20 protein-coding genes are annotated in these 22,627 nt (G+C 39.6%); 12 read left to right on the forward strand and 8 right to left on the reverse strand.

The features are described from left to right. Positions 1-174 precede the first annotated feature (174 nt). Complete coding sequence (gene pagP / locus BDD30_RS02675; RefSeq protein ID WP_015833895.1) at positions 175-798, forward strand: lipid IV(A) palmitoyltransferase PagP; 624 nt, start codon at positions 175-177, stop codon at positions 796-798. A gap of 65 nt (positions 799-863) precedes the next feature. Here pagP and BDD30_RS02680 read toward each other — a convergent pair whose 3' ends face one another. Together BDD30_RS02680 and mgrB are read right to left on the reverse strand one after the other, a co-directional pair. Continuing rightward, complete coding sequence (locus BDD30_RS02680) at positions 864-2,243, reverse strand: amino acid permease (RefSeq protein WP_015833894.1); 1,380 nt, start codon at positions 2,241-2,243, stop codon at positions 864-866. A gap of 295 nt (positions 2,244-2,538) precedes the next feature. Further along, positions 2,539-2,709: a PhoP/PhoQ regulatory lipoprotein MgrB gene (gene mgrB, locus BDD30_RS24585; protein WP_015833892.1), complete on the reverse strand. Its 171-nt coding sequence runs from the start codon at positions 2,707-2,709 to the stop codon at positions 2,539-2,541. 412 nt (positions 2,710-3,121) lie between these two features. Between mgrB and BDD30_RS02695 the strand changes: the two genes are divergently transcribed. Further along, a complete protein-coding gene (locus tag BDD30_RS02695) occupies positions 3,122-3,505 on the forward strand; it encodes a helix-turn-helix domain-containing protein (protein WP_041381772.1) in 384 nt (127 codons plus the stop codon). Positions 3,506-3,590: 85 nt separating this feature from the next. Beyond that, complete coding sequence (yidA, locus tag BDD30_RS02700) at positions 3,591-4,397, forward strand: sugar-phosphatase (RefSeq protein WP_015833890.1); 807 nt, start codon at positions 3,591-3,593, stop codon at positions 4,395-4,397. A gap of 588 nt (positions 4,398-4,985) precedes the next feature. Here yidA and yddG read toward each other — a convergent pair. Together yddG and BDD30_RS02710 are read right to left on the reverse strand one after the other, a co-directional pair. Further along, complete coding sequence (gene yddG, locus BDD30_RS02705) at positions 4,986-5,885, reverse strand: aromatic amino acid DMT transporter YddG (RefSeq protein WP_041382770.1); 900 nt, start codon at positions 5,883-5,885, stop codon at positions 4,986-4,988. 31 nt (positions 5,886-5,916) lie between these two features. Further along, positions 5,917-6,417, reverse strand: coding sequence for a DUF2165 family protein (locus tag BDD30_RS02710; protein WP_015833888.1), 501 nt, complete (start codon positions 6,415-6,417; stop codon positions 5,917-5,919). Positions 6,418-6,639: 222 nt separating this feature from the next. Between BDD30_RS02710 and BDD30_RS02715 the strand changes: the two genes are divergently transcribed. Continuing rightward, positions 6,640-7,068 (forward strand): hypothetical protein, encoded by a 429-nt coding sequence (locus BDD30_RS02715; RefSeq protein ID WP_015833887.1) that lies wholly within the window; start codon positions 6,640-6,642, stop codon positions 7,066-7,068. 373 nt (positions 7,069-7,441) lie between these two features. Here BDD30_RS02715 and BDD30_RS02720 read toward each other — a convergent pair whose 3' ends face one another. From BDD30_RS02720 to icd, 4 genes are all read right to left on the reverse strand, one after another. Then, complete coding sequence (locus BDD30_RS02720; RefSeq protein ID WP_015833886.1) at positions 7,442-8,269, reverse strand: N-acetylmuramoyl-L-alanine amidase; 828 nt, start codon at positions 8,267-8,269, stop codon at positions 7,442-7,444. Between the two features lie 253 nt (positions 8,270-8,522). After that, a complete protein-coding gene (locus BDD30_RS02725) occupies positions 8,523-9,986 on the reverse strand; it encodes an alanine/glycine:cation symporter family protein (protein WP_015833885.1) in 1,464 nt (487 codons plus the stop codon). Positions 9,987-12,363: 2,377 nt separating this feature from the next. After that, on the reverse strand, positions 12,364-12,771 hold the full coding sequence (locus tag BDD30_RS02730) for a hypothetical protein (protein WP_015833882.1): 408 nt from the start codon (positions 12,769-12,771) through the stop codon (positions 12,364-12,366). Between the two features lie 129 nt (positions 12,772-12,900). Then, positions 12,901-14,154 (reverse strand): NADP-dependent isocitrate dehydrogenase, encoded by a 1,254-nt coding sequence (gene icd / locus BDD30_RS02735; protein WP_015833881.1) that lies wholly within the window; start codon positions 14,152-14,154, stop codon positions 12,901-12,903. A 139-nt stretch (positions 14,155-14,293) separates the two neighbouring features. Here icd and rluE point away from each other — a divergent pair, with 139 nt between their 5' ends. From rluE to BDD30_RS02775, 8 genes are all read left to right on the forward strand, one after another. After that, entirely contained in the window at positions 14,294-14,923 is a 630-nt protein-coding gene (gene rluE / locus BDD30_RS02740) for a 23S rRNA pseudouridine(2457) synthase RluE (protein WP_041381770.1), read from the forward strand. After that, entirely contained in the window at positions 14,916-15,365 is a 450-nt protein-coding gene (locus BDD30_RS02745; protein ID WP_041382769.1) for an NUDIX hydrolase, read from the forward strand. Before rluE ends, BDD30_RS02745 begins: the two co-directional genes overlap by 8 nt. Positions 15,366-15,449: 84 nt before the next feature. Further along, entirely contained in the window at positions 15,450-16,553 is a 1,104-nt protein-coding gene (mnmA, locus tag BDD30_RS02750; RefSeq protein WP_015833878.1) for a tRNA 2-thiouridine(34) synthase MnmA, read from the forward strand. 2 nt (positions 16,554-16,555) lie between these two features. Beyond that, the gene (gene hflD / locus BDD30_RS02755) at positions 16,556-17,182 is read left to right on the forward strand and encodes a high frequency lysogenization protein HflD (RefSeq protein ID WP_015833877.1); all 627 of its coding nucleotides are present in this window, start codon (positions 16,556-16,558) and stop codon (positions 17,180-17,182) included. Positions 17,183-17,205: 23 nt separating this feature from the next. Beyond that, positions 17,206-18,576, forward strand: coding sequence for an adenylosuccinate lyase (gene purB, locus BDD30_RS02760; RefSeq protein ID WP_015833876.1), 1,371 nt, complete (start codon positions 17,206-17,208; stop codon positions 18,574-18,576). A gap of 243 nt (positions 18,577-18,819) precedes the next feature. Further along, positions 18,820-19,488: a two-component system response regulator PhoP gene (gene phoP, locus BDD30_RS02765; RefSeq protein ID WP_015833875.1), complete on the forward strand. Its 669-nt coding sequence runs from the start codon at positions 18,820-18,822 to the stop codon at positions 19,486-19,488. A 19-nt stretch (positions 19,489-19,507) separates the two neighbouring features. Beyond that, positions 19,508-20,971: a two-component system sensor histidine kinase PhoQ gene (phoQ, locus tag BDD30_RS02770; RefSeq protein ID WP_015833874.1), complete on the forward strand. Its 1,464-nt coding sequence runs from the start codon at positions 19,508-19,510 to the stop codon at positions 20,969-20,971. 83 nt (positions 20,972-21,054) lie between these two features. Further along, positions 21,055-22,176 carry a ribosomal protein uL16 3-hydroxylase gene (locus tag BDD30_RS02775; protein WP_015833873.1) on the forward strand — a complete coding sequence of 374 codons (1,122 nt, stop codon included), beginning with the start codon at positions 21,055-21,057 and terminating at the stop codon, positions 22,174-22,176. The last annotated feature ends 451 nt before the right edge of the window (positions 22,177-22,627 follow it).

The raw sequence follows: 22,627 nt of genomic DNA on the forward strand, positions 1-22,627 counted from the left end.
ATGAGTATTAAATATAGCCATTTAATACATATAACATCTTAATATTCATTTTTCGTTTAACTTTTATTGAGAATAGCAAGAGTAGAATTCCCGAATTTAGATGTTTGTCATATTTTATATGGCGCAAAAGAATCTCCCCCAATTTATGTCGCCGGGAAATTGGAGCAATAAATAATGAAGTTCGATTTGACCACAGCTTATACACTATCAATACCCCTTTTAGCCTCATCAGGGACGGTACTTGCAACCACAGCAGATACCTCCAGCAAATCATCAACAATGACTGCAATCCACACATCAACGGGTTATAACAATCATTCAGATAGTTTGTGGGCAACATTCAACAACAATGTTGCCCTCACCTGGGATGCGCCCAACAATGAATTTTATCTTCCGGTAATTACCTGGCATAACAGATATACCTACGACAAAGAGAAGACCGACAAATATAATGAACGTCCCTGGGGTTTCGGTTATGGTAAATACCGTTACGACAAAGACAATGATTGGCATTCTCTCTATGCCATGGCTTTTATGGATTCTCATAACCGCCTGGAACCTATCATTGGCTATGGATTTCAGAAAATGTGGATACCAGGTGACTTAGACGGCTTCCGACTGGGGGTTGGTTTTACTCTAAGTGTTACAGCTCGCCACGATTATTACTATGTCCCTATTCCACTCCCATTACCATTGTTCTCTGTGGAATATGATCAACTGTCATTTCAAGGAACCTACATTCCGGGCACATATAATAATGGTAACGTATTCTTCGCCTGGCTACGCTGGCAGTGGTAACGTAAAAGCACCAGACCGCTATTTATAACAGTCTGGTGTTTGACTGTGATAACCGGGGTATTACATTACCCTTGGTTTATTGTTTTCAATTTATCCCGCTGGGAACGAGATGCTATAAACCCAATCCATAAGACACCAACCCAAAATGGCATCAGAATGACTGAAATACGAATACTTTCTGTCATCAAAATAATGACCAGAATAAAGACAAGGAAAACCAAACACAGATAATTACTGAATGGGTACCAGAATGCCTTAAACGATGGCTCTACACCTTCTTTAACTTTCTGGGCCCGGAATTTTAAATGAGCCATACAAATCATGACCCAGTTAATAACCAGCGTTGTAACCACCAGCGCCATTAGTAATTCAAGCGCTTTGCCCGGCATCACATAGTTAATTAATACACCAATCGAGGTTGCTAATGCAGACATCACGATAGCCCTGACTGGAACGCCACTCTTATTAACTTTTGTTAAAATTTTAGGCGCATTACCTTGTTTTGCTAAACCATACAGCATACGGCTGTTACAATATACGCCGCTGTTATAAACAGATAATGCAGCAGTCAGGACAACAATATTAAGAATATTCGCCACCCAGAAACTATCCAAGTTATGAAAAATCATAACAAACGGGCTTTCACCTTCAATGACATTGCTCCACGGATAAAGCGACAATAACACAGTCAGAGAACCGATATAGAAAATTAATATCCTATATACCACCTGATTGGTTGCTTTAGGAATACTGATCCGCGGATTCTCTGCCTCAGCGGCGGTAACACCAACCAATTCCAAACCACCAAAAGAGAACATCAGCACAGCCATTGCCATAATAAGACCAGAAGCCCCATTAGGCATAAAACCACCATATTGCCAAAGATTGGTGATACTGGCCTGTGGACCGCCCTTACCACTGATTAATAGATAAGCGCCAAAAACAATCATACAGATAATTGCAGCAACTTTAATAATTGCAAACCAAAATTCTGTTTCACCATATAATCGAACGTTAATTAAATTTACGCTATTGATTAAAACAAAGAATACCATCGCAGATACCCAAGTCGGAATATCAGGCCACCAGTAATGAATATATATTCCCACAGCCGTTAATTCTGCCATTCCGACCAGAGTAAACATTGCCCAGTAATTCCATCCCGATAAGAAACCGGGAAAATCTCCCCAATATTTATATGCAAAATGACTAAACGATCCAGCTACAGGTTCTTCAACAACCATCTCTCCTAGCTGGCGCATAATCAGAAATGCGATAAAACCTGCAACCGAGTATCCTAAAAGTACGGAGGGACCTGCCATTTTTATGGTTTGTGCAATACCGAGAAACAACCCAGTCCCGACAGCTCCTCCTAAGGCAATAAGCTGAATATGTCGGTTTTTTAAACCGCGTTTAAGTGTTGATTGCTGCGATTGTCCTGCCATCTTGTCCTCTTGCTGCAACTTTTATTTTGTTATGAGTGGGGAAACAACCGATTCCCATTTATACCCTTCATCTTTCAAGTTGCTGCTTTGTTGGCTGCTTTCACTCACCCCAGTCACATAGTTATCTATGCTCCTGGGGATTCGTTCACTTGCCGCCGCGCTGCAACTCGAAATCCATTGGGTATATCTGCTTTGCTCAAAGCAGACAAAACACTAGCCTTAAAAGGTGGATACTGAACATATATGTTAGCACAGATACAGCAAGGGAGAATGACTGATGAGTATCAACAACTAATCAGAAAGGAAGATATCGGGTCACAAAACAGATACCTGAATCAAACTTTTCACCCTGATCACAGTAGCGGTCCAAAGCTAGCAGGTACAAGAACAGACATATTCCAAGTAATACTAAGATTGCAATGGTTTTTTTTATGTCCAATTCTATTTCCTTAAGCTTAGTCAGCACTCAATATACATAAGAATATACCCTTCATCCTTCAAGTTGCTGCTTTGTTGGTTGCTTTCACTCACCCCAGTCACATAGTTATCTATACTCTTGGGGATTCGTTCACTTGCCGCCGTGCTGCAACTCGAAATCCATTAGGTATAAATTCAAGAAATTATATTTTACAATAATGAAAATAAGAAAAGTATCCATCCCGTGCTTCTGTTACGGAGAAATCACACTAGCAACATGTCATACCAGTCAATGTGCCGGAACAAATTAAACAAATACTGAATTATAGGGATTCTATTCCCTGGAACAAAAAAATCAATTGTCACATTTAGTTACAATTCTGCTCACTATGCCAACGCTTTGTCATATTTAAAAAAAGTTGTGTATACTTCTTTCACTTTCAACCAGAACGAAATTGTTAATGCCACAGGATAATCACTTAGCACTTGTATACGCTCTCAGCAAATGGATTGAGAATCACCTTGGCCGGGTAATCCACCTGGAGGAACTGGCAGCTTACTCTGGCTATTCGCTTTGGCATATGCAGAAGATATTCAAGGAAATTACCGGAATTTCTCTTGGCAAATATATCCGCCAACGACGTCTGGCTGGCGCTGTTCATCTCCTGAGAAACAGCTCTTTGTCTATTTTCGATATCGCCCTAGATTTTGGCTTTGGTTCACAGTCTCATTTCACTTACATGTTCCGCAAAGAGTACGGCATAACACCTTATGATTTCCGGCAGAATCCAGATATTGAGCTTGAGGTAAAACTACCTCTTCATTTTACCAATAGCTGTTCATGATACTACCATCAGGAAGGGAAACGCTTTTAAGCGGGCAATTATACAACAAAGCAGCAGTACCTAATCAGGCTTTCAGGAGAGAGAAATGTCAATAGAATTGATCGCCATTGATCTTGATGGCACTTTACTGAACGAAAGTCATCAGATCACTTCCCCAGTCAAACAAGCTATTCATCATGCTAGAAAACAGGGAATTCATATTGTTCTGGCTTCTGGCCGACCTTTTACTGGCATCCAGCGATATTTACAGGAATTAGGGCTGAACGAAACGGGCAGTTACTGCATCAGTAACAATGGCAGTGTTGTCCATCAAGCAAATGATGGTGAACATTTGCTAGAAAATTTATTGGATTTTGAAGACTATCTGTTTTTTGAATCGCTCTCCCGTGAAATTGGCGTTCACCTTCATGCTTTAGAATTTAATAAAATATATACTGCCAACCGAGATATCAGTCCATATACCGTCAGAGAAGCCTTCCTTACCGACACATCGCTAATTTATTGTCCTGTTGATGAAATGGACGACGAGATGTGTTTCACTAAATTAATGATGATAGATCATCCAAGTATCCTTAGTGATGCTATCAACTTCATTCCAGCAGATGCTTATGAGCACTACACATTGATGCAAAGCAGTCCCTATTTTCTAGAAATTCTCAATAAAAAAGCCAATAAAGGCACAGCTGTCAAAATCATCGCTGATCATCTGGGTATCACCAGAGATAAAATTATGTGTATCGGTGATCACAATAATGACTTAGCTATGATCGAATTCGCCGGTGTGGGTGTTGCAATGGGGAATGCTGAACAAAGTGTTAAAGATATCGCTCAGTTCATTACTGCAACAAATGAGCAAGATGGAGTCGCAATAGCTATAAATAAATTTCTATAAAGTGATTTATTTTATAAAATAAAAAAATTCACTGATAATTATTTAATTTTAAATTAGATAACTAAACGAAAAAATTTCGTTTAGTTATCTTAATATTTTTACAATACATCACAAATATAATGACAGGTAATATAGAAACGAAAATTTCTATTTTGTTATTTTACGTCAAAATATAAACACCCCATCTGCTCATAGGTAATTCATTGTAATACCTTACTAAAACCCTTTAAATAACAATATAATACCTGGTTTCTCACTACAAATATCATGACTGTTTCAACGATATTATTCAAACAGACGATTAAATATTTTCGACTCAATAATTGTGCAGATTATTTTTCAAAATTTAACTCAAGATTAGGTTGTCAATTCTGGGTTATCTTTTTCAATCTTATGACAACCTTAGTTTCCAACTCTATTAAGCAAAGCAATAAGATCCTGAGATCTAGATACATTCTCGACCTGAATAACAAGCAAATCAGATTTTCAAAAATGTATGAGGTTGGGGTGTCTTCAAGAATTCCCCACCTCATTACCATCCCTAATATTGCGATCTTGCAAATAAAATAATGTTGCAACTCACAAGTACTATTTAGTTCTGGTTGCTAACCAGCAAATAATTGACCCTACTGTAACCATTAGCACACCCTGCCAAAATGAAAAAGAAAGCGCTGTGCTAAGTAGCAATGATGAAAAAGCGGTAGATATAATTGGCGTGAAATAAGATAACGTCGCCAATAATGTAACATATCCCCTAATGATCGCCACTGTCCATGCCGCATTTGCTACACCAATAACCGCTCCAGCAAACAATAACATGCTGACACTACGAAGAGTTACCACCATTTCAGGAGGAGAGGTGAAGAAGTATTGAATCCATAACGCCAAAGCCGTTAGGATAAAAAACAACGACATGCCATTTTTACCCTCTGACATTATTTTTGTAATGTTACAATACATCGCCCAAATAATTGCACCAGCAAAAGCCAATCCATAGCTTAATGGATTACTCTGGATATTCTCTATCATTTGCCTGAATGACCAGCCATTGTCACCACTCATCACCCAGCCGATTCCCAAAACAGATAACAATAAGCCGGGATATAACCACCAGTTCACTTTCTGCTTATTAACCATGACTGATAATAGGACAGTAAAACCCGGCCACAGGTAGTTAACCATGCCTAATTCAATTGCCTGAACACGATTATCGGCAAAACCTAATGCAAGTGATAAACAAATTTCATAGCTGACAAATAACAGACTTCCAAGCCATAAATAGGCTTTAGGAAAAACACTGATCTTTGGCAAACCTATTAGCAGAACCAAAAAAATTGAGCCAACAGTATAAATAAGAGCCGCACCACCTACAGGTCCAAAACTTTCACTAATACTCCTTATCAAACCAACGATTGTGCTCCACAGCACAATCGCCAATATTCCATATACCGTAGCTTTGTGTTGTTCAATCCCTGCCTTCACATTCATCCCCATACTTAGAGCCTATTCTCATAGGTAGTTATTCTTCACCTAATTCTCTGTCACGCTGAACCAAATAAATTAATACCAGAATGATAGTTACAAAGAAACGGAAAGCGCTGGGCACACCGTTCCACTGTTTAGACATCCACATCCCAAACCATTCACCACCAATTGACATAAACGCGACTTGCCAGGTCAGGAAACCCAAAGTCAAACCAGCTATCGCAATAGCTTTCTTCTTATTAAAAACAGCAGCTCCAGATTTTAAATTCGCCAGCAAAAGAATGCCTCCGATCCAACACAGCACCGCAGTGAAAGTTTCTAAGGCAATAATTACAATATAACCAATATGATGTAACACGGATGAATAAATCGCACGATAAGTAATAGTAGCATCAGGGAAAACGGTATCCATCATAAACACATGCTGTACAAACACAAAATTAGTACCATAGTCTGTAATGTTGCCAAAAGCGACCAATGTAGCAAACAAAGCAATTGCACAGACAGTCAGAGCTTTAGATAAACGAATAATCATTTGTTGAGTCCTCAAAGAATAAGAATAACTTAAGTACTAATAAGATCATAAAGCCTACAAACTATCATATAACTTAACAATCATCACCTTATTATCACATATTTAATCATATGATCGTCTTTTTAGGATATTTCTATCCAATTTGTAATTTATATTTTTCTGTTCATACCATCATCAAATCAGTTATTATCTATTCAATATTTAATTACCTGACTATTCTTTATGGATGATTCTCTGTTTAATGCAATAAAAAGCTATTTCAGGCAAAAACTGAGTAGAATAGATTATATTATCAACTTTATTACAGCGGCGGTTATTCTCGGAACGCTGATCTTCTTATCTGGTTATCTGGCAGAAAATAATTATGCTGCCTATATGCAATATGAAGTATCAGTATGGTTGTACATGATTTCTATTGGCTTATGGGCAATGTGTTCCTTCGCCACTGTTTACTACTTAATCATGAAAACAGCTTTTAGGTTTAATAGCGCGGGGTTATATGGCTGGCCAATATCTATTTTTATTTATCTATGCAGTGTCTTACCAAACTATCTTTCTGACAGAATAGTCATGTACTCACCACTTATCAGCCTTGTTGGAATCATTCTTGCGTTTACTCTTCCTGCAAGAAAAAATAATAATAAAAGGTAATATTGATCTCATATATCATAAGTTTTATTTAATATTAATATTACCTGTAGTGGTAATAGTCGTTATAAAATAAAGCGACTATTACTTAAACAAATAAAGCTCATCATCTTATCACTACTGAATATTTGACCATTCAGCAATGTCCTGTTTCTATAACTGCCTCTTGTCATCCCTTATTAAAATAATTGACATGCAAGAATCATAGAAGAGATCTGGATTAAATACAGCGAAAACGGGTCATTCTTGATTAAGAATTGTTGAGGTAAACGGTGATATAAAACAAAGCAAAGATGAACTCGGAGAATAAACCATGTCACAAAAGCCGCTTTTATAAAGCAACTTCTGTAACATGATTTTACTCTGATATCAAAAACTATCCTTTATACTTCTCAACCAATGCCGAAGCTATCGACTCAGTTTGCGCATCAGGATTACCACTAATGTCATCTGGTCTAAAATGCATCTGGAATGCACTGATTGTTCTACGAGTATCTTCATCAAGTACACCTGTTTGTGGAATGGTATAGCCATATTTCTCTAATGTTTTCTGTATTAACTCAACAGAAGCCATTTCATTCCATTTCCTGCCAGCCATATATTTTTCAACGGTGACATCATCAGGCCATGCACCAATACCTTGTTCGGCCAATTCCTTCCAAGGGAAATCTTTACCTGGATCATACTTTCTCAGAGGAGCAATATCACTGTGACCAATGACATTTTGAGGTTCAATGTTATAGCGCTGGATAATATCTTTCGCCATACGCGTTAATAGATCGATCTGCCGCTCATTGAATGGATACCACTCTTTCTCAAGTAACCTTTCTGTAAATCCTTTATTAACAATTTCGATTCCAATAGAGGTGTCATTCAAATCCTTCCGACCATTCCATGCACTCACACCCGCATGCCATGCCCTTTTATCTTCAGGAACCAATTCCAAAACGACAGGCTTCCCTTTCGCATGCTTCGGCAATGAAGGAATCAAATAATGGGCACTGACACCGCCCTGAGTTAATATACGCAAAGAATCTTCATCGTTGACAGCAGTATAGTGAAATACCAAAAACCTTATTCTGTCATTCTGACTTTTTGAAGGAAAAGCGCTATCAACTTGATAAGTGCCCCTATCTTCCAAGTGATGCTGGCTAGAACACCCCGCCAATAACATCAATAAGCTAACCAATATGATCTTCTTCATAATCTCCTTGTCCCACCTATTAATTTAAAACGAGATAATAACACAAATAAATCAAATGAATACAAAATAAAATTTATATTTTGTATGATTTTTTTATGAAATCATTAGCTTCTTTTTTGATATAGAACACCAAGAAAAATGCCTTATTACCATAATTTCAATGGCAATAAGGCATAAACAATAAGCAAAACGTGAAAGGCAATCAGAGTCTACATCATTAAATAATATTAACTATATCCTCTGTTCCGGTATTTCACTCGTGACCAGTCACTTGATTTGATCGGGCACGACTTGCCGTTTCTTCCCAAATACCAACTTCGACTTTTTGCTGAATCTCAGGATATTGATTAATATCAAACGTCGGTAGTTTCCCAGCACGTCTCTGCTGGTTATAATCTTTCGCAAGCTTAAATGCGACGCCAGAAAGCAGCAAAATAGCGGTCAGATTAGTGATTGCCATCAATGCCATAGACAAATCAGCCATTTTCCAAACTAAAGGCACTTCAGCCAATGCACCAAACATCACCATACCTAAGGCCGCCAGACGGAGAACGAACAAGCCCGCAGTGTGATTACGTTCAAGGAAAACAATATTACTTTCCGCATAAGCATAATTCGCAATGATTGATGTGAAAGCGAAAAAGAAGATAGCTAAAGCGATAAACTCAGCCCCCCAATCGCCTACTGCTGAAGATAATGCTCGCTGAGTCAGCTCTATTCCGCTTATTCCTGAAATATTGCCATCAAGCACACCCGATGAAAGGATAATGACAGCGGTAGCACTACAGATAACAATAGTATCCATAAAAACGCCCAGCATTTGTACATACCCTTGGGATGCTGGATGAGGAGGATACGGAGAAGCCGATGCCGCCGCATTAGGTGCTGACCCCATCCCGGCTTCATTCGAAAACAATCCACGTTGAACACCCTGCGTCATCGCCTGAGCAACACCATAACCAACGGTTCCTGCAACAGCTTCCTGTAAGCCAAACGCACATTTGAAGATCAATGCAAAAACTTCTGGCATGCGTTCAAAGTTATGGCCAACGACCCAAAACGCCAAGATTAGATAAGCAGTCGCCATAAAAGGAACAACCAGCTCCGCAACTCTGGCAATAGAACGTAAACCACCAAAAATAATGATCCCGCTCAAGATAACTAATCCAATACCGACATATAATGGACTAAAATTAAAGGCAAAAACCGCAGCCTGGACAATTGAATTTGCCTGAACAGCATTAAATACCAGACCAAAAGCAATAATAAGGAATATGGAGAACAGAACCCCCATCCAGCGTGCCTTAAGCCCTTTTTCCATATAATAGGCTGGGCCACCGCGGTAATTCCCTTTATCGTCTTTTGTCTTGTACAGCTGAGCAAGTGTACTCTCTATAAAAGAAGTCGCCATCCCAATCAGAGCAACAACCCACATCCAGAAAATGGCACCGGGCCCACCAGCCGTTAAAGCGATCGCCACACCAGTGAGATTACCTGTACCTACTCGCGCCGCTAAACTGGTACATAGGGCTTGAAATGATGAAATACCTGCACTGTCAGATTTTTTACTGTTTTTCAATACCGAAAACATATGCCCAAAATGGCGGATCTGTATAAACCCCGAACGTATAGTGAAGTAAGCACCAGCCCCAAGAAGAAGATAAATCAACACGGAGCCCCAAAGGATGTTGTTAAAAAAGTTAATTAGTTCCGTCAAGATATTTTTCCCCTTATAATTAGCAAACCTAGTCTGACCATAAAATCGTATCCGGCAGAATTCATTGCGCTTAATATGCCTTTATAATTAAACAAGTAACACAATGCCGTATAAAAAGAACACAGAGATACTGGTCAGAAAAACACTATGAATGTAACACAAGTTTGAAATTGATGTGTAATGTTTACTGACCTTTTTACATTATTCATCAGATTAAATGAATGTTTGACGTACTGCTCTTGACTGATAGTTAATAGATCATGTCATTCAATCGACTATTGTCCGTCAGTAACTTCTATACATTCATTAGCTATACCACTTACCTATGATTCGCAACAAACTCCATATATGAAACTCATTGCTCCATTCCACACAGGTAAAACGAGTTGTACCAATGAATCGCTTGTTAATTAGATCAACAAGCAATCAATATCAAGAAAAAAGATTCAGAAATAAGAGATAGTGATTAATTTTGTGAGCAGATTATCAGCTTTAAGAAAAAAATCGTAATTAATTGTGAAGAATTTCACATAATGACAGTCATCATATAAAACAATAAAAAAATCAAAAAGATAACTCATCAGTTCTTATCAGATTACAACGAAATGTCAACGCCATAATACTAATGTAGGAAATATCATCTCAATGAATAGCATGACATTCAAGAAACTAATAAACGGGTAAACTTGTACCACCTCTTCACCGCCACCCCGTAAAAGCACAAAAATAAATTATATTTTTCTTTTGGTTATTTGCATTAAGGAATTATTAATATTAAAAATTTTATAACAAATACTCACTCTCTTTATCTGGTTACAATTAATACATTGTCTGCTTACTTTTCAACTTCCTGAGTATCTTTAAATATATATACCCAATATCTCCTACTACGGTATTTTCTGTAATATTATTGTATAATATTCCTACAGTCATATTAAAATTAAATTACAATAGAATTAGCATCACAAAATATTTCTTACAAAAAATACTGACTGCTCCCTGGTTAGCTCTTAGAAATAAATAACATTTATCTCACAATTTTCCGATTGCATAAGTAGAAATTTAATTTTTTGCCAGATAGATTGAATACTTTATAAAATTCACAAAAAATTTACCTGACGAACAGCAGAAGTCAACTGAGACTAGATATATCGCAGACTAAAACCATGACAATAATATCCTTACCTTAAGCTTTCCTAAGACTGAGCAACTACAAATGACCGCACTTTATAAATCACAAGTATGGAGTTCAACAACCCCCTCCTACCGAGATAATTTAATCAAAATCACGACAACCATCTGTTACAACAACCATTTTTCCTTCAAGCATCAAAATTTCCCTAAACTAATATTTACACGATTAATTACAAGCTTATCAGCCAGTGAAAACGCACATTTGACCCGACCATACATAATCATAACCAATATTTTCTTCACACTGTTTTAATATAACGAATTAATTACAATATGATATAATTTCAATTTGAAATCATATTTGTAAAAAATATGAAAAAACTTCTCTTATATGCAACATAAGACTGGATCTTTTATTATCTACTGCTAATATTTTCATTTGTTATCTTTTACAAAAAAAATATGTCTATAAAGTTAATATTGCGTAAATATCTCACTTTTATTCTGAATACATAATTTAAACAATATACGTTGAGGTTATGAATGATGTTAAGAAGAAAAAGGAAGAATCCCACAGATAACAATTTACCTATAAGAGTCTATCGTGGGAGATCTAAATATGAATATCACCCTCCATCAGGAGGTTCAATATCCATTTGCTGTTTAAGTTCACCATTATCTGTCGTTTGGGAGGAATATGAAAAAATTCTTAATAAGGAAAATAATAACTAAATAATAAAATTTCGAATATTACACAGTAAGTATTATATTTACAGTTATAAAAACAGCGGGAGAACACACTCCCGTTAGCGGTTTTTACCTAATCACGCCCATCATAAAGATTTTTACAAACTATTAAATTAATTATCTAGTTATAACTTCTGTAATCGACCTAATTGCTCATCAGGAAATCTGAAATAAAAATGACTATTCGAACTATAGCCTGGGAACACCTTACTGATGATAATCCAATCAAATCTGTGCAAATTGGAAATAATTCACGATAAGCTATTCAAGATAGATAGCGTTCTACCACCAAGATGGCTCTGGACAGTCCGTTAATCAGTAAACAAGGAATCTATGAATTTAGGTCAGCAGGTTTTTTCCTGTCCATATGAAGTCATACACACAGCTACAGTACCATTCCAGCATAAACGGGAACATACCGTAGCAAGGGTTATAAAGAAGAAGAAAAAACAATAGGTAAGAAAATAACTAACCGTAACTTACAAAATTTTGCAAGCTACTGGACCAAAGTCGCCGCCTTAAAAATATACTCTTTGAAAAGCAGCGCCAGCGCCGCCGCAACAATAAACCATTGAAGGCGATCAAATTTACCTTCAAGTTTATCAAAACGTTTGTCAACAGATTCGAAGCGCTTATCAATAAATTCGAATCGTTGGTTAATAACCTCAAATTGTTTGTTCACAGACTCAAATTGTTTATTCACAGACTCGAATTGCTTATTCACAGACTCGAACCGCTGGTCAATATCAGATCTCAGTGACGCGAAGGAAACCTCATTCTCACGGCGTAAATTATCAACACTTTCCTGAGTCGCAAGATGTTGCATATTCTGCCCACGATGCAAAAGAGCGTTCAGAACATCACTGGTATTAAATTCTATTTTTTTATCATTTGAATCACTCATCTTACCCCCATATCAAACAGAACAAACATTAACCTCATTATACACCCTGCCATACATGAGTTGCAAAATTTGAAACATTCATCCCCCACAGAAGCATTAGCTACCGTGGAGGAATCAGCAAATTTCAGATTACATATGCTGGATAATAGCGTCGCCAAATTCGCTACATTTCAACAGCTTAGCACCTTCCATCAGACGCTCGAAATCATAAGTCACCGTCTTAGCCGCAATCGCACCTTCCATACCTTTAACAATCAGATCTGCGGCTTCTGTCCAACCCATATGACGTAACATCATTTCAGCGGAAAGAATAACTGAACCTGGGTTCACTTTATCCTGGCCGGCATATTTTGGTGCTGTGCCATGAGTTGCCTCAAACAAAGCACATTCATCACCGATGTTTGCGCCCGGAGCGATACCAATACCACCTACCTGAGCAGCCAACGCATCAGAAATATAGTCGCCATTTAGGTTCATACAAGCAATAACGTCATACTCAGCAGGGCGCAGCAGAATCTGTTGCAGGAAAGCATCTGCAATCACATCTTTGACAATGATCTCTTTACCATTTTTCGGGTTGTTAATTTTCACCCAAGGCCCGCCATCGAGCAATTCACCGCCAAACTCTTCACGAGCTAGCTGATAACCCCAGTCTTTAAAAGCGCCTTCGGTGAATTTCATAATGTTGCCTTTATGAACCAGAGTTACAGATTCACGGTCATTATCAATTGCGTATTCGATAGCAGCACGAACTAGACGTTTAGTGCCTTCTTCAGAGCATGGTTTCACACCAATACCACACTGTTGTGGAAAACGGATTTTACTCACACCCATTTCATCTTGCAGGAATTTGATTACTTTATCTGCTTCGGCAGAACCCGCTTTCCATTCAATACCTGCGTAAATATCTTCAGCGTTTTCACGGAAAATCACCATATCCGTCAACTCAGGTTGTTTAACCGGGCTTGGCGTTCCCTGGTAGTAACGAACTGGACGGAGACAAACATACAGATCTAATTGTTGACGCAATGCCACGTTCAAAGAACGGATACCACCACCAACTGGTGTCGTCAGAGGACCTTTGATAGCGACGCGGTATTCACGGATCAGATCCAGTGTTTCATCCGGCAACCAAACATCTTTGCCGTATACATGAGTAGATTTTTCACCCGTATAGATTTCCATCCAAGAAATTTTACGCTCACCCTGATAGGCTGTCTGAACCGCTGCATCGACAACTTTCAACATCGCAGGGGTAACATCGACACCAATCCCATCCCCTTCGATATAAGGGATGACCGGGTTATTCGGAACAACCAGTTTACCTTTAGCGTCGACTGTTATTTTTTTACCTTCCGCCGGAATAACTACTTTGCTTTCCATTAACCTCTCCTTTCAAGTAAGCGTAATGCCTTGTTAATTTTTTGTAAGGGACGTGTCAATACTACTTGAATATTCTACGAACGCCAATCAATAGCAGACTAATGTATAATATCTCTCCCTTTTTGCTCAGTGACCTATGATGACAAATTTCCCTGTTAAAAAACACAAACTTAACCAATTCGGCCAAAGAAAAATATCAAATTCTGTCAAAAAACTAACAGGACCTCGCCGGGTGCTGATATTTAACAAACCTTACGATGTCTTACCCCAGTTTACCGATGACATGGGCAGAACAACGCTGAAAGATTTTATCCCGTTTTCTGATGTTTACGCTGCCGGGCGTTTGGATCGTGATAGTGAAGGATTATTAATTTTAACGAATGACGGTAAACTGCAAGCACAATTAACCCAACCGGGTAAAAAAACTGCTAAGGTTTATTATGTTCAAGTTGAAGGGGTTCCAGATGAAGAATCGCTCGATAAACTGCGCAAAGGCATCATCCTAAAAGATGGGCTTACTCTACCCGCAGGTGTCGAATTAGTTAATGAACCAACCTGGCTCTGGGTTCGTCATCCACCTATTCGTGAACGTAAAAGTATTCCAGTAAGTTGGTTAAAAATAACACTTTACGAAGGTCGAAACCGTCAAGTGCGCAGAATGACTGCTCATATTGGTTTCCCTACGCTTCGACTAATTCGCTTTAGCATGGGAACTTTACAATTAGGCGAGATAAAACCCGGTGAATGGAAGGAGATCAATGTTGTTTAGCCCTCATGTCACAGTTGCTTGTGTCGTCCATGCTCAGAATAAATTTCTGGTAGTTGAAGAGACAATTAATGGAAAAGCATTATGGAATCAACCGGCTGGTCATCTTGAAGCTGATGAAACATTATTACAGGCGGCAGAACGTGAATTATGGGAAGAAGCGGGTATCCGAGCTAAGCCCCAAGCGTTGCTGAAAATTCATCAGTGGGTTGCACCAGACAATACAGCATTCATCCGTTTTTTATTTCTGGTTGAAATGGAACAACAAATAGCAACCAATCCACAGGACAGTGATATTGACTGCTGTCACTGGGTTACGGCAGAACAAATACTAAACAGCACCTGTCTTCGCTCTCCACTTGTTGCAGAAAGTATCCGCTGTTATCTGCAAAACAAAAAACATCCTCTTACGATACTGGATAACTATGCCGCTTCGTTCAATTAACAGCAAAACAGTCATGTGCTTGATGCACCCTTGCTTGCAACGTGTTAAAGTACTGCGCTTGTTTTTTTCTCCAGTGAGATTCCCATGTCAGATAACAGCCAGAAAAAAGTCATTGTCGGCATGTCCGGCGGTGTAGATTCCTCCGTTTCCGCATACCTATTACAACAACAAGGTTATCAAGTGGCTGGCTTGTTCATGAAGAATTGGGAAGAGGATGATAATGAGGAATACTGTTCAGCGGCAACTGATCTAGCTGATGCTCAATCTGTTTGCGATAAACTGGATATTGAACTTCATACCGTCAATTTTGCTGCTGAATACTGGGATAATGTCTTTGAGCATTTCCTTTCTGAATATAAAGCGGGCAGAACCCCTAACCCAGATATTCTGTGCAACAAAGAAATTAAGTTTAAAGCGTTTCTGGAATTCGCCGCTGAAGATTTAGGGGCAGATTATATCGCTACAGGTCATTATGTCCGCCGCAAGGATATTAACGGAAAAAGCCAGTTACTGCGTGGACTCGACAATAATAAAGACCAAAGCTACTTCTTATACACCTTGAACCACCAACAAATCGCTCAAAGCCTGTTTCCTGTTGGTGAACTAGAAAAGCCGGAAGTTCGCCGCATTGCTGAAAAAATCGGTTTGGTGACAGCAAAGAAAAAAGATTCTACCGGTATCTGTTTTATTGGAGAACGCAAGTTCCGTGATTTCCTTGGCCGTTATTTACCCGCCAAACCTGGCCCCATTGTTACTGTAGATGGAAAAAATCTCGGTGAGCATCAAGGACTGATGTACCATACACTTGGTCAACGTAAAGGTCTGGGAATCGGTGGTACAAAGGACGGCAACGAAGAGCCGTGGTATGTAATAGATAAAGATATTCAGAATAATATTCTGATAGTAGCGCAGGGACATGAACACCCTAGCCTGATGTCTACCGGCCTTATTGCCCAACAGCTTCACTGGGTAGACAAACAACCATTAACTGAAGAAATCCATTGTGTAGTCAAAACACGCTATCGTCAGCAAGATATTCCTTGCACTGTCACACCAATAAACGAAGATAAAATAAAAGTACGTTTTGCTAACCCTGTCGCCGCAGTCACACCTGGCCAATCAGCTGTCTTTTATCAGGGTGAAATCTGTCTAGGTGGTGGCGTGATTGAACAACGTTTACAGGAGTAATTGTGGCAAAGAATTATTACAATATTACACTGGCGCTAGCAGGCATTTGCCAGTCAAGTCGCCTAGTACAGCAACTTGCCCATGAAAACCAGTGTGATACTGATGCAGTTACAACTATGGTGAATAGCATCCTGAACACTAACCCAACATCCGTTCTAGATGTATTTGGCAATCATGAACGCAATCTGCGTATCGGGCTGGATGCAATATTAGGGATATTTAGTGGCGGTAATAATAATATTTCCGCCAATCTTACCCGCTATATGTTAAGTCTTATGGCTTTGGAACGCCGTCTGAATAAACATCAGGAAGCTTCCAATGCACTTGGTAACCGTATCAATCTGTTAGAACGTCAACAGGCATATTTTGAACCAATGTCAGAAGGCATGTTCAACGCATTGGCGGGTATTTACGTCGATGTTGTTAGTCCACTTGGCCCTCGTATCCAAGTAACAGGTTCCTCTGATGTTCTACGTAATCCGCTTGTACAGGCGAAAATCCGGGCTATTCTGCTGGCTGGAGTTCGTTGTGCCGTCTTATGGCAGCAAGTTGGCGGCGGTCGCCTGCAATTAATGTTTTCTCGTCAACGCCTGATACAACAGGCGAAAGATATTCTTGCTCATTGTTAAATAAAACCCAGGAGTTGCTACCAATGGAATTATCCTCACTGACTGCTATTTCTCCGATTGACGGCCGCTACGGCGATAAAGTCAACGCATTACGTACCATTTTTAGTGAGTTTGGTTTACTGAAATTCCGCGTGCAGGTTGAAGTACGTTGGCTGCAAGAACTGGCAAAATGTGCTGAAATTGAAGAAATCCCCGCTTTTGATGCAGAAGCAAACGCTTACCTGGATGAAATTATCGCAAATTTCAACGAACAGGACGCAATGCGTATCAAAACTATCGAACGTACCACTAACCACGATGTTAAAGCGGTAGAATATTTTCTAAAAGAGAAGGTTGCACACCGCCCTGCACTGCACGAAGTTTCCGAGTTTATTCACTTTGCTTGTACTTCTGAAGATATTAACAACCTGTCTTATGCGCTGATGTTGCAAACAGCCCGCGAAGAAGTGCTTTTACCACAATGGCGTCAGATAATTGATACCATTAAAAAAATGGCTCATGAATACCGTGAGTTACCTCTGTTGTCCCGCACTCATGGCCAACCGGCAACGCCTTCCACTGTTGGAAAAGAGTTTGCAAATGTGGCTTACCGGATGGAACGCCAGTATCGCCAACTGGAACAAATTGAAATATTAGGCAAAATCAATGGCGCAGTAGGTAACTATAATGCCCACATAGCCGCTTACCCACAGATTAACTGGCATCAGTTCAGTGAAACTTTTGTCACTTCACTCGGCATTAAGTGGAATCCATACACAACTCAAATCGAACCGCATGATTATATTGCTGAATTGTTCGATTCTATCGCCCGTTTTAACACGATTTTGCTCGATTTCAACCGCGACATTTGGGGTTATATCGCACTTAATCATTTCAAACAGAAAACTATTGCTGGTGAAATTGGTTCTTCCACTATGCCGCACAAAGTCAATCCAATTGATTTTGAAAATTCTGAGGGCAATCTGGGGCTGGCAAATGCGGTATTAAGTCATCTAGCAGGTAAACTACCCGTTTCTCGCTGGCAGCGTGATCTGACAGATTCAACCGTCTTGCGTAACCTTGGTGTTGGCCTGGGATACGCCCTAATTGCTTATCAATCTACAATGAAAGGCTTAAACAAGCTGGAAGTTAATGAGCAACACCTGCTGGATGAGTTGGATCAAAACTGGGAAGTACTTGCTGAACCTATCCAAACTGTCATGCGCCGTTACGGTATTGAAAAACCTTATGAAAAGTTAAAAGAGCTTACCCGAGGTAAGCGCGTCAATGCCGAAGGTATAAAAGCTTTTATTGATGGTTTGGATCTACCAGAAAAAGAGAAGACTCGCCTAAAAGCCATGACTCCAGCAAACTACATTGGCCATGCAATCACTTTGGTTGATGAACTGAATTGATTAATATTTCACAGGTGGATAAAATATCCACCTGTTTTCCTCATTTATATAAACCAATCCCAAACACATATTAAAGTTATATTCTATATTTCCACTTAGCGACTTGCTGTTACATATCCATGTATCTAACATGTTTAGCGAAGTCCATTGTATTGAATTTTTTGCTGGCAATTTTGTCTATATAAACAGTCTTAATGAGCTGATTATCGTATATTGCTTGCTGGAGTTTAGAAGGAATATTCCATGCGGATATTGATTGTTGAAGACAACATGTTACTACGCCACCATTTGACGGTACAACTTCGTGACACAGGTCATCTGGTTGACGCTGCCGCAAATGCTAAAGAAGCTGATTACTATCTGGCAGAGAGCGAACCAGATATCGCTATTGTTGACCTTGGTTTGCCTGGAGAAGACGGTTTAAGTCTGATCCGTCGCTGGCGCCAGAAAGATGAGAAACTCCCTATTCTTGTTCTAACCGCCCGTGAAAGTTGGCAGGAAAAAGTCACCGTTCTTGACGCAGGTGCAGATGACTATGTCACCAAACCATTTCATCTTGAGGAAATTATTGCCCGTATGCAGGCACTCCTGCGCCGTAACAATGGATTGGTTTCTCAAATTATCGAATTCCCACCTTTCAGAATTGATCTGTCACGCAAGGAATTAACAATTTATGGTGAAAGTGTCAAATTGACGGCTTTTGAATATAAAATTGTTGAAATACTGATGTGCAATAGTGACAAAATTGTCACTAAAGAGTCGTTAATGCGTCAACTATATTCCGATGCTGAACTCCGCGAAGGCCATTCTATTGATGTTTTAATCGGGCGGCTAAGAAAGAAAATACAAGATGTTTGGCCTTATGAAGCTATCGTGACTGTTCGCAGCCAAGGCTATCGCTTTGATGTATAAAACCTTAATGTGTAGAAAAGTGCTTAAACGCCAAAAGAAACCTTTTTCACTCCGTACCCGGTTTTTAATGGCGACTGCCGCAGTCATTCTGGCTCTGACAATGTCTTATGGTATTGTTGCCATTGTCGGTTACCTGGTCAGTTTTGACAAAACCGCTTATACACTACTACGCAGTCAGAGCAACTTGTTTTTCAGCCTTGCTCAGTGGAACAACAATAAGCTGGATATTTCGGTACCCCCCAATTTCACACTAAACAACCCATCATTAGTTCTGATTTATAATGACAAAGGCACTATCCTCTGGCGTCAACGTCATATTCCCAAAGTAGAAAGATCTATTCCAAGTGAGTGGTTGAAGGAAGATGGTTTATATGAACTGGATACTGACCTGAAAAGCAGCCGAGACTTGTTAAAAGACTCAGGCAATATGCAGGGACAATTAAACAAACTTGGCGCTCTCGACGAAAACGAAGATAACGAACTGACCCATTCCGTTTCTGTTAACAGGTATAACGCAACAGAGCATCTGCCAGAGTTAACTATCGTAGTGATTGATACCATTCCGCAAGATTTGCAGAAAACGGTTCTGGTATGGGAATGGTTCGGCTATGTACTCATTGCCAATCTTATTTTGGTCATCCCATTAATCTGGCTAGCAGCTCACTGGAGTCTACGACCAATCAAATCGCTTATCCATCAAGTTAGCTCGTTAGAAAAAGGTGAAAGGGAAAAATTAGATGAAAATCCACCAGCTGAGCTGCGGGGATTGGTTCGTAACCTTAATGTGCTACTCAATAATGAGCGCAACCGCTATACCAAATACCGTACAACACTGGCTGATCTAACACACAGTTTAAAAACACCGTTGGCTGTATTGCAATCAACTCTCCGTTCTTTGCGCAGTAGTAAACAAATGACCATTGAACAGGCAGAACCTATCATGCTTGAACAGATAGGCCGTATTTCTCAGCAGATAGGCTATTATTTGCACCGGGCCAGTATGCGCGGTGATCATAGTATTATTATGCGGGAAATTTCTTCTGTTCCAGCTTTACTGGATAGTTTGTGTAGCGCTTTAACAAAAGTCTATCAACGCAAAGGTGTCAGTCTCGCGTTAGATGTATCGCCAGAAATTACCTGGCTTGGTGAAAAAAATGACTTTATGGAAATCATGGGTAATGTTCTGGAAAATGCCTGTAAGTATTGCCTTGAATTTGTTGAGATTTCAGCAACTATGGATCATGATTCGCTGAAGATCATTGTTGATGACGATGGCCCCGGTGTTCCTGTGGATAAACGCGAAATGATTTTCCAACGGGGTCAACGTGTCGATACCTTACAGCTAGGTCAAGGACTTGGATTATCCATTGCCTCTGAAATCATCGAACAATATAAAGGTGATATCAGTATCAATGATAGCCCGCTTGGCGGTGCCAGAATTTGCGTCACATTCCGCTGCCAGCAAATTAACGATGACGATTAACTAAATATGCCTGTGTAGTCTGATACTAGATTTAACTATTTCGTTATAATGTCCTGAAACTCACCTCAACTCAGGATACCACTATGGACTATCAGTTGAATCTGGACTGGCAGGCATTTTTGCAAAATTATTGGCAAAAACGGCCTTTGCTGATTAAACAAGGTCTTCGTCAATTCATTGATCCCCTTACTCCCGATGAACTGGCCGGCTTGGCTATGGAAAATGAAGTGGATTGCCGATTGGTCAGCCAGAAAAATGGTCGTTGGGATGTTTCCCATGGTCCATTCGAAAGTTACGATCATTTAGGTGAAAAGGATTGGTCACTGCTGGTACAGGCAGTTAATCATTGGCATCATCCTTCCGCCGCATTAATGCAACCATTCCGTGTCCTATCTGACTGGCGAATAGACGATCTAATGGTTTCTTTCTCCGTTCCCGGCGGAGGTGTCGGCCCACACCTTGACCAATACGATGTATTTATCATTCAAGGAATGGGACGTCGTCGCTGGCGTGTTGGAGAAAAAGTGCCAATGAAACAACACTGCCCTCATCCTGATCTGTTACAGGTCGATTCATTTGACGCCATCATTGACGAAGAGATGGAACCAGGTGATGTTCTTTATATTCCCCCCGGATTTCCACATGAAGGCTACGCCATTGAAGATTCACTGAATTACTCGGTTGGCTTCCGAGCACCAAATACTCGTGAGCTATTCAGTAGCTTTGCCGATTACCTGCTAGCTAATGACTTAGGCAGCTATCGCTACAGTGATCCCAATCTGGCTTCCCGCGAAAATCCAGCATTGGTGCAAAAAAACGAGCTATCCGGGCTACATTCAATGATGAGTGAGTTATTGGCACAACCTGAAGTTTTCCAACAATGGTTTGGCGAATTTATCTCTCAGTCACGGCATGAGCTTGATATTGCCCCACCAGAGCCACCTTACGAAAGTGATGAAATTTATGAATTAATGAAGCAAGGCGAAAATATCCACCGCCTTAATGGATTACGGGTTATAAGAATTGGTGATCAATGCTTTGTTAATGGCGAATTAATGGATACGCCTCATATTAATGCAACTGACGTTCTTTGCCATCATTATGAAATTAATGCTGAAATGTTTGGTGAAGCGATAGATGATGTTCGTTTTATTAGCTTACTTACTGCATTAATAAACAGTGGTTACTGGTACTTTAATGATTGATGCATCATTACAAAAGGTTAATTTAAGCGGGACCGCCAAAAAGCCTATTTATTCCATTTAACTTCTAACTCGATTATTAATTTACTGCCTTTTAATCAAAACTTCCGATTAAAAGGCAGTTGCTAATCCTCAAAAATAATAGGTAATTAAACATAGCTATACCTGTTTATTTTATATGCCCTTCATCTTTCAAGTTGCTGCTTTGTTAGCTGCTTTCACTCACCCCAGTCACATAGTTATCTATGCTCCTGGGGATTCGTTCAATTGCCGCCGCGCTGCAAATTGAAATCTATTGGGTATAGCTGTAAAAGGCATTAATTACTCGATAGAAAGCTCACTCAAAGTAGATGTCTTAGCAAAATATTATGATATACCTGTTATCTTTCAAGTTGCCTCTTTGTTGGCTGCACTCACTCACCCCAGTCACATAGTTATCTATGCTCCCGGGGAT

It is taken from the genome of Photorhabdus asymbiotica (genome assembly GCF_003634575.1).
GTDB classification, from domain to species: domain Bacteria; phylum Pseudomonadota; class Gammaproteobacteria; order Enterobacterales; family Enterobacteriaceae; genus Photorhabdus; species Photorhabdus asymbiotica.

Excerpts from the sequence above, each read along its gene's own strand:
- pagP (WP_015833895.1), top strand. The coding sequence starts at position 175 with ATGAAGTTCGATTTGACCACAGCTTATACACTATCAATACCCCTTTTA.
- BDD30_RS02680 (WP_015833894.1), bottom strand. The coding sequence starts at position 2,243 with ATGGCAGGACAATCGCAGCAATCAACACTTAAACGCGGTTTAAAAAAC.
- BDD30_RS02695 (WP_041381772.1), top strand. The coding sequence starts at position 3,122 with ATGCCACAGGATAATCACTTAGCACTTGTATACGCTCTCAGCAAATGG.
- yidA (WP_015833890.1), top strand. The coding sequence starts at position 3,591 with ATGTCAATAGAATTGATCGCCATTGATCTTGATGGCACTTTACTGAAC.
- yddG (WP_041382770.1), bottom strand. The coding sequence starts at position 5,885 with ATGAATGTGAAGGCAGGGATTGAACAACACAAAGCTACGGTATATGGA.
- BDD30_RS02710 (WP_015833888.1), bottom strand. The coding sequence starts at position 6,417 with ATGATTATTCGTTTATCTAAAGCTCTGACTGTCTGTGCAATTGCTTTG.
- BDD30_RS02715 (WP_015833887.1), top strand. The coding sequence starts at position 6,640 with ATGGATGATTCTCTGTTTAATGCAATAAAAAGCTATTTCAGGCAAAAA.
- BDD30_RS02720 (WP_015833886.1), bottom strand. The coding sequence starts at position 8,269 with ATGAAGAAGATCATATTGGTTAGCTTATTGATGTTATTGGCGGGGTGT.
- BDD30_RS02730 (WP_015833882.1), bottom strand. The coding sequence starts at position 12,771 with ATGAGTGATTCAAATGATAAAAAAATAGAATTTAATACCAGTGATGTT.
- icd (WP_015833881.1), bottom strand. The coding sequence starts at position 14,154 with ATGGAAAGCAAAGTAGTTATTCCGGCGGAAGGTAAAAAAATAACAGTC.
- rluE (WP_041381770.1), top strand. The coding sequence starts at position 14,294 with ATGACAAATTTCCCTGTTAAAAAACACAAACTTAACCAATTCGGCCAA.
- mnmA (WP_015833878.1), top strand. The coding sequence starts at position 15,450 with ATGTCAGATAACAGCCAGAAAAAAGTCATTGTCGGCATGTCCGGCGGT.
- purB (WP_015833876.1), top strand. The coding sequence starts at position 17,206 with ATGGAATTATCCTCACTGACTGCTATTTCTCCGATTGACGGCCGCTAC.
- phoP (WP_015833875.1), top strand. The coding sequence starts at position 18,820 with ATGCGGATATTGATTGTTGAAGACAACATGTTACTACGCCACCATTTG.
- BDD30_RS02775 (WP_015833873.1), top strand. The coding sequence starts at position 21,055 with ATGGACTATCAGTTGAATCTGGACTGGCAGGCATTTTTGCAAAATTAT.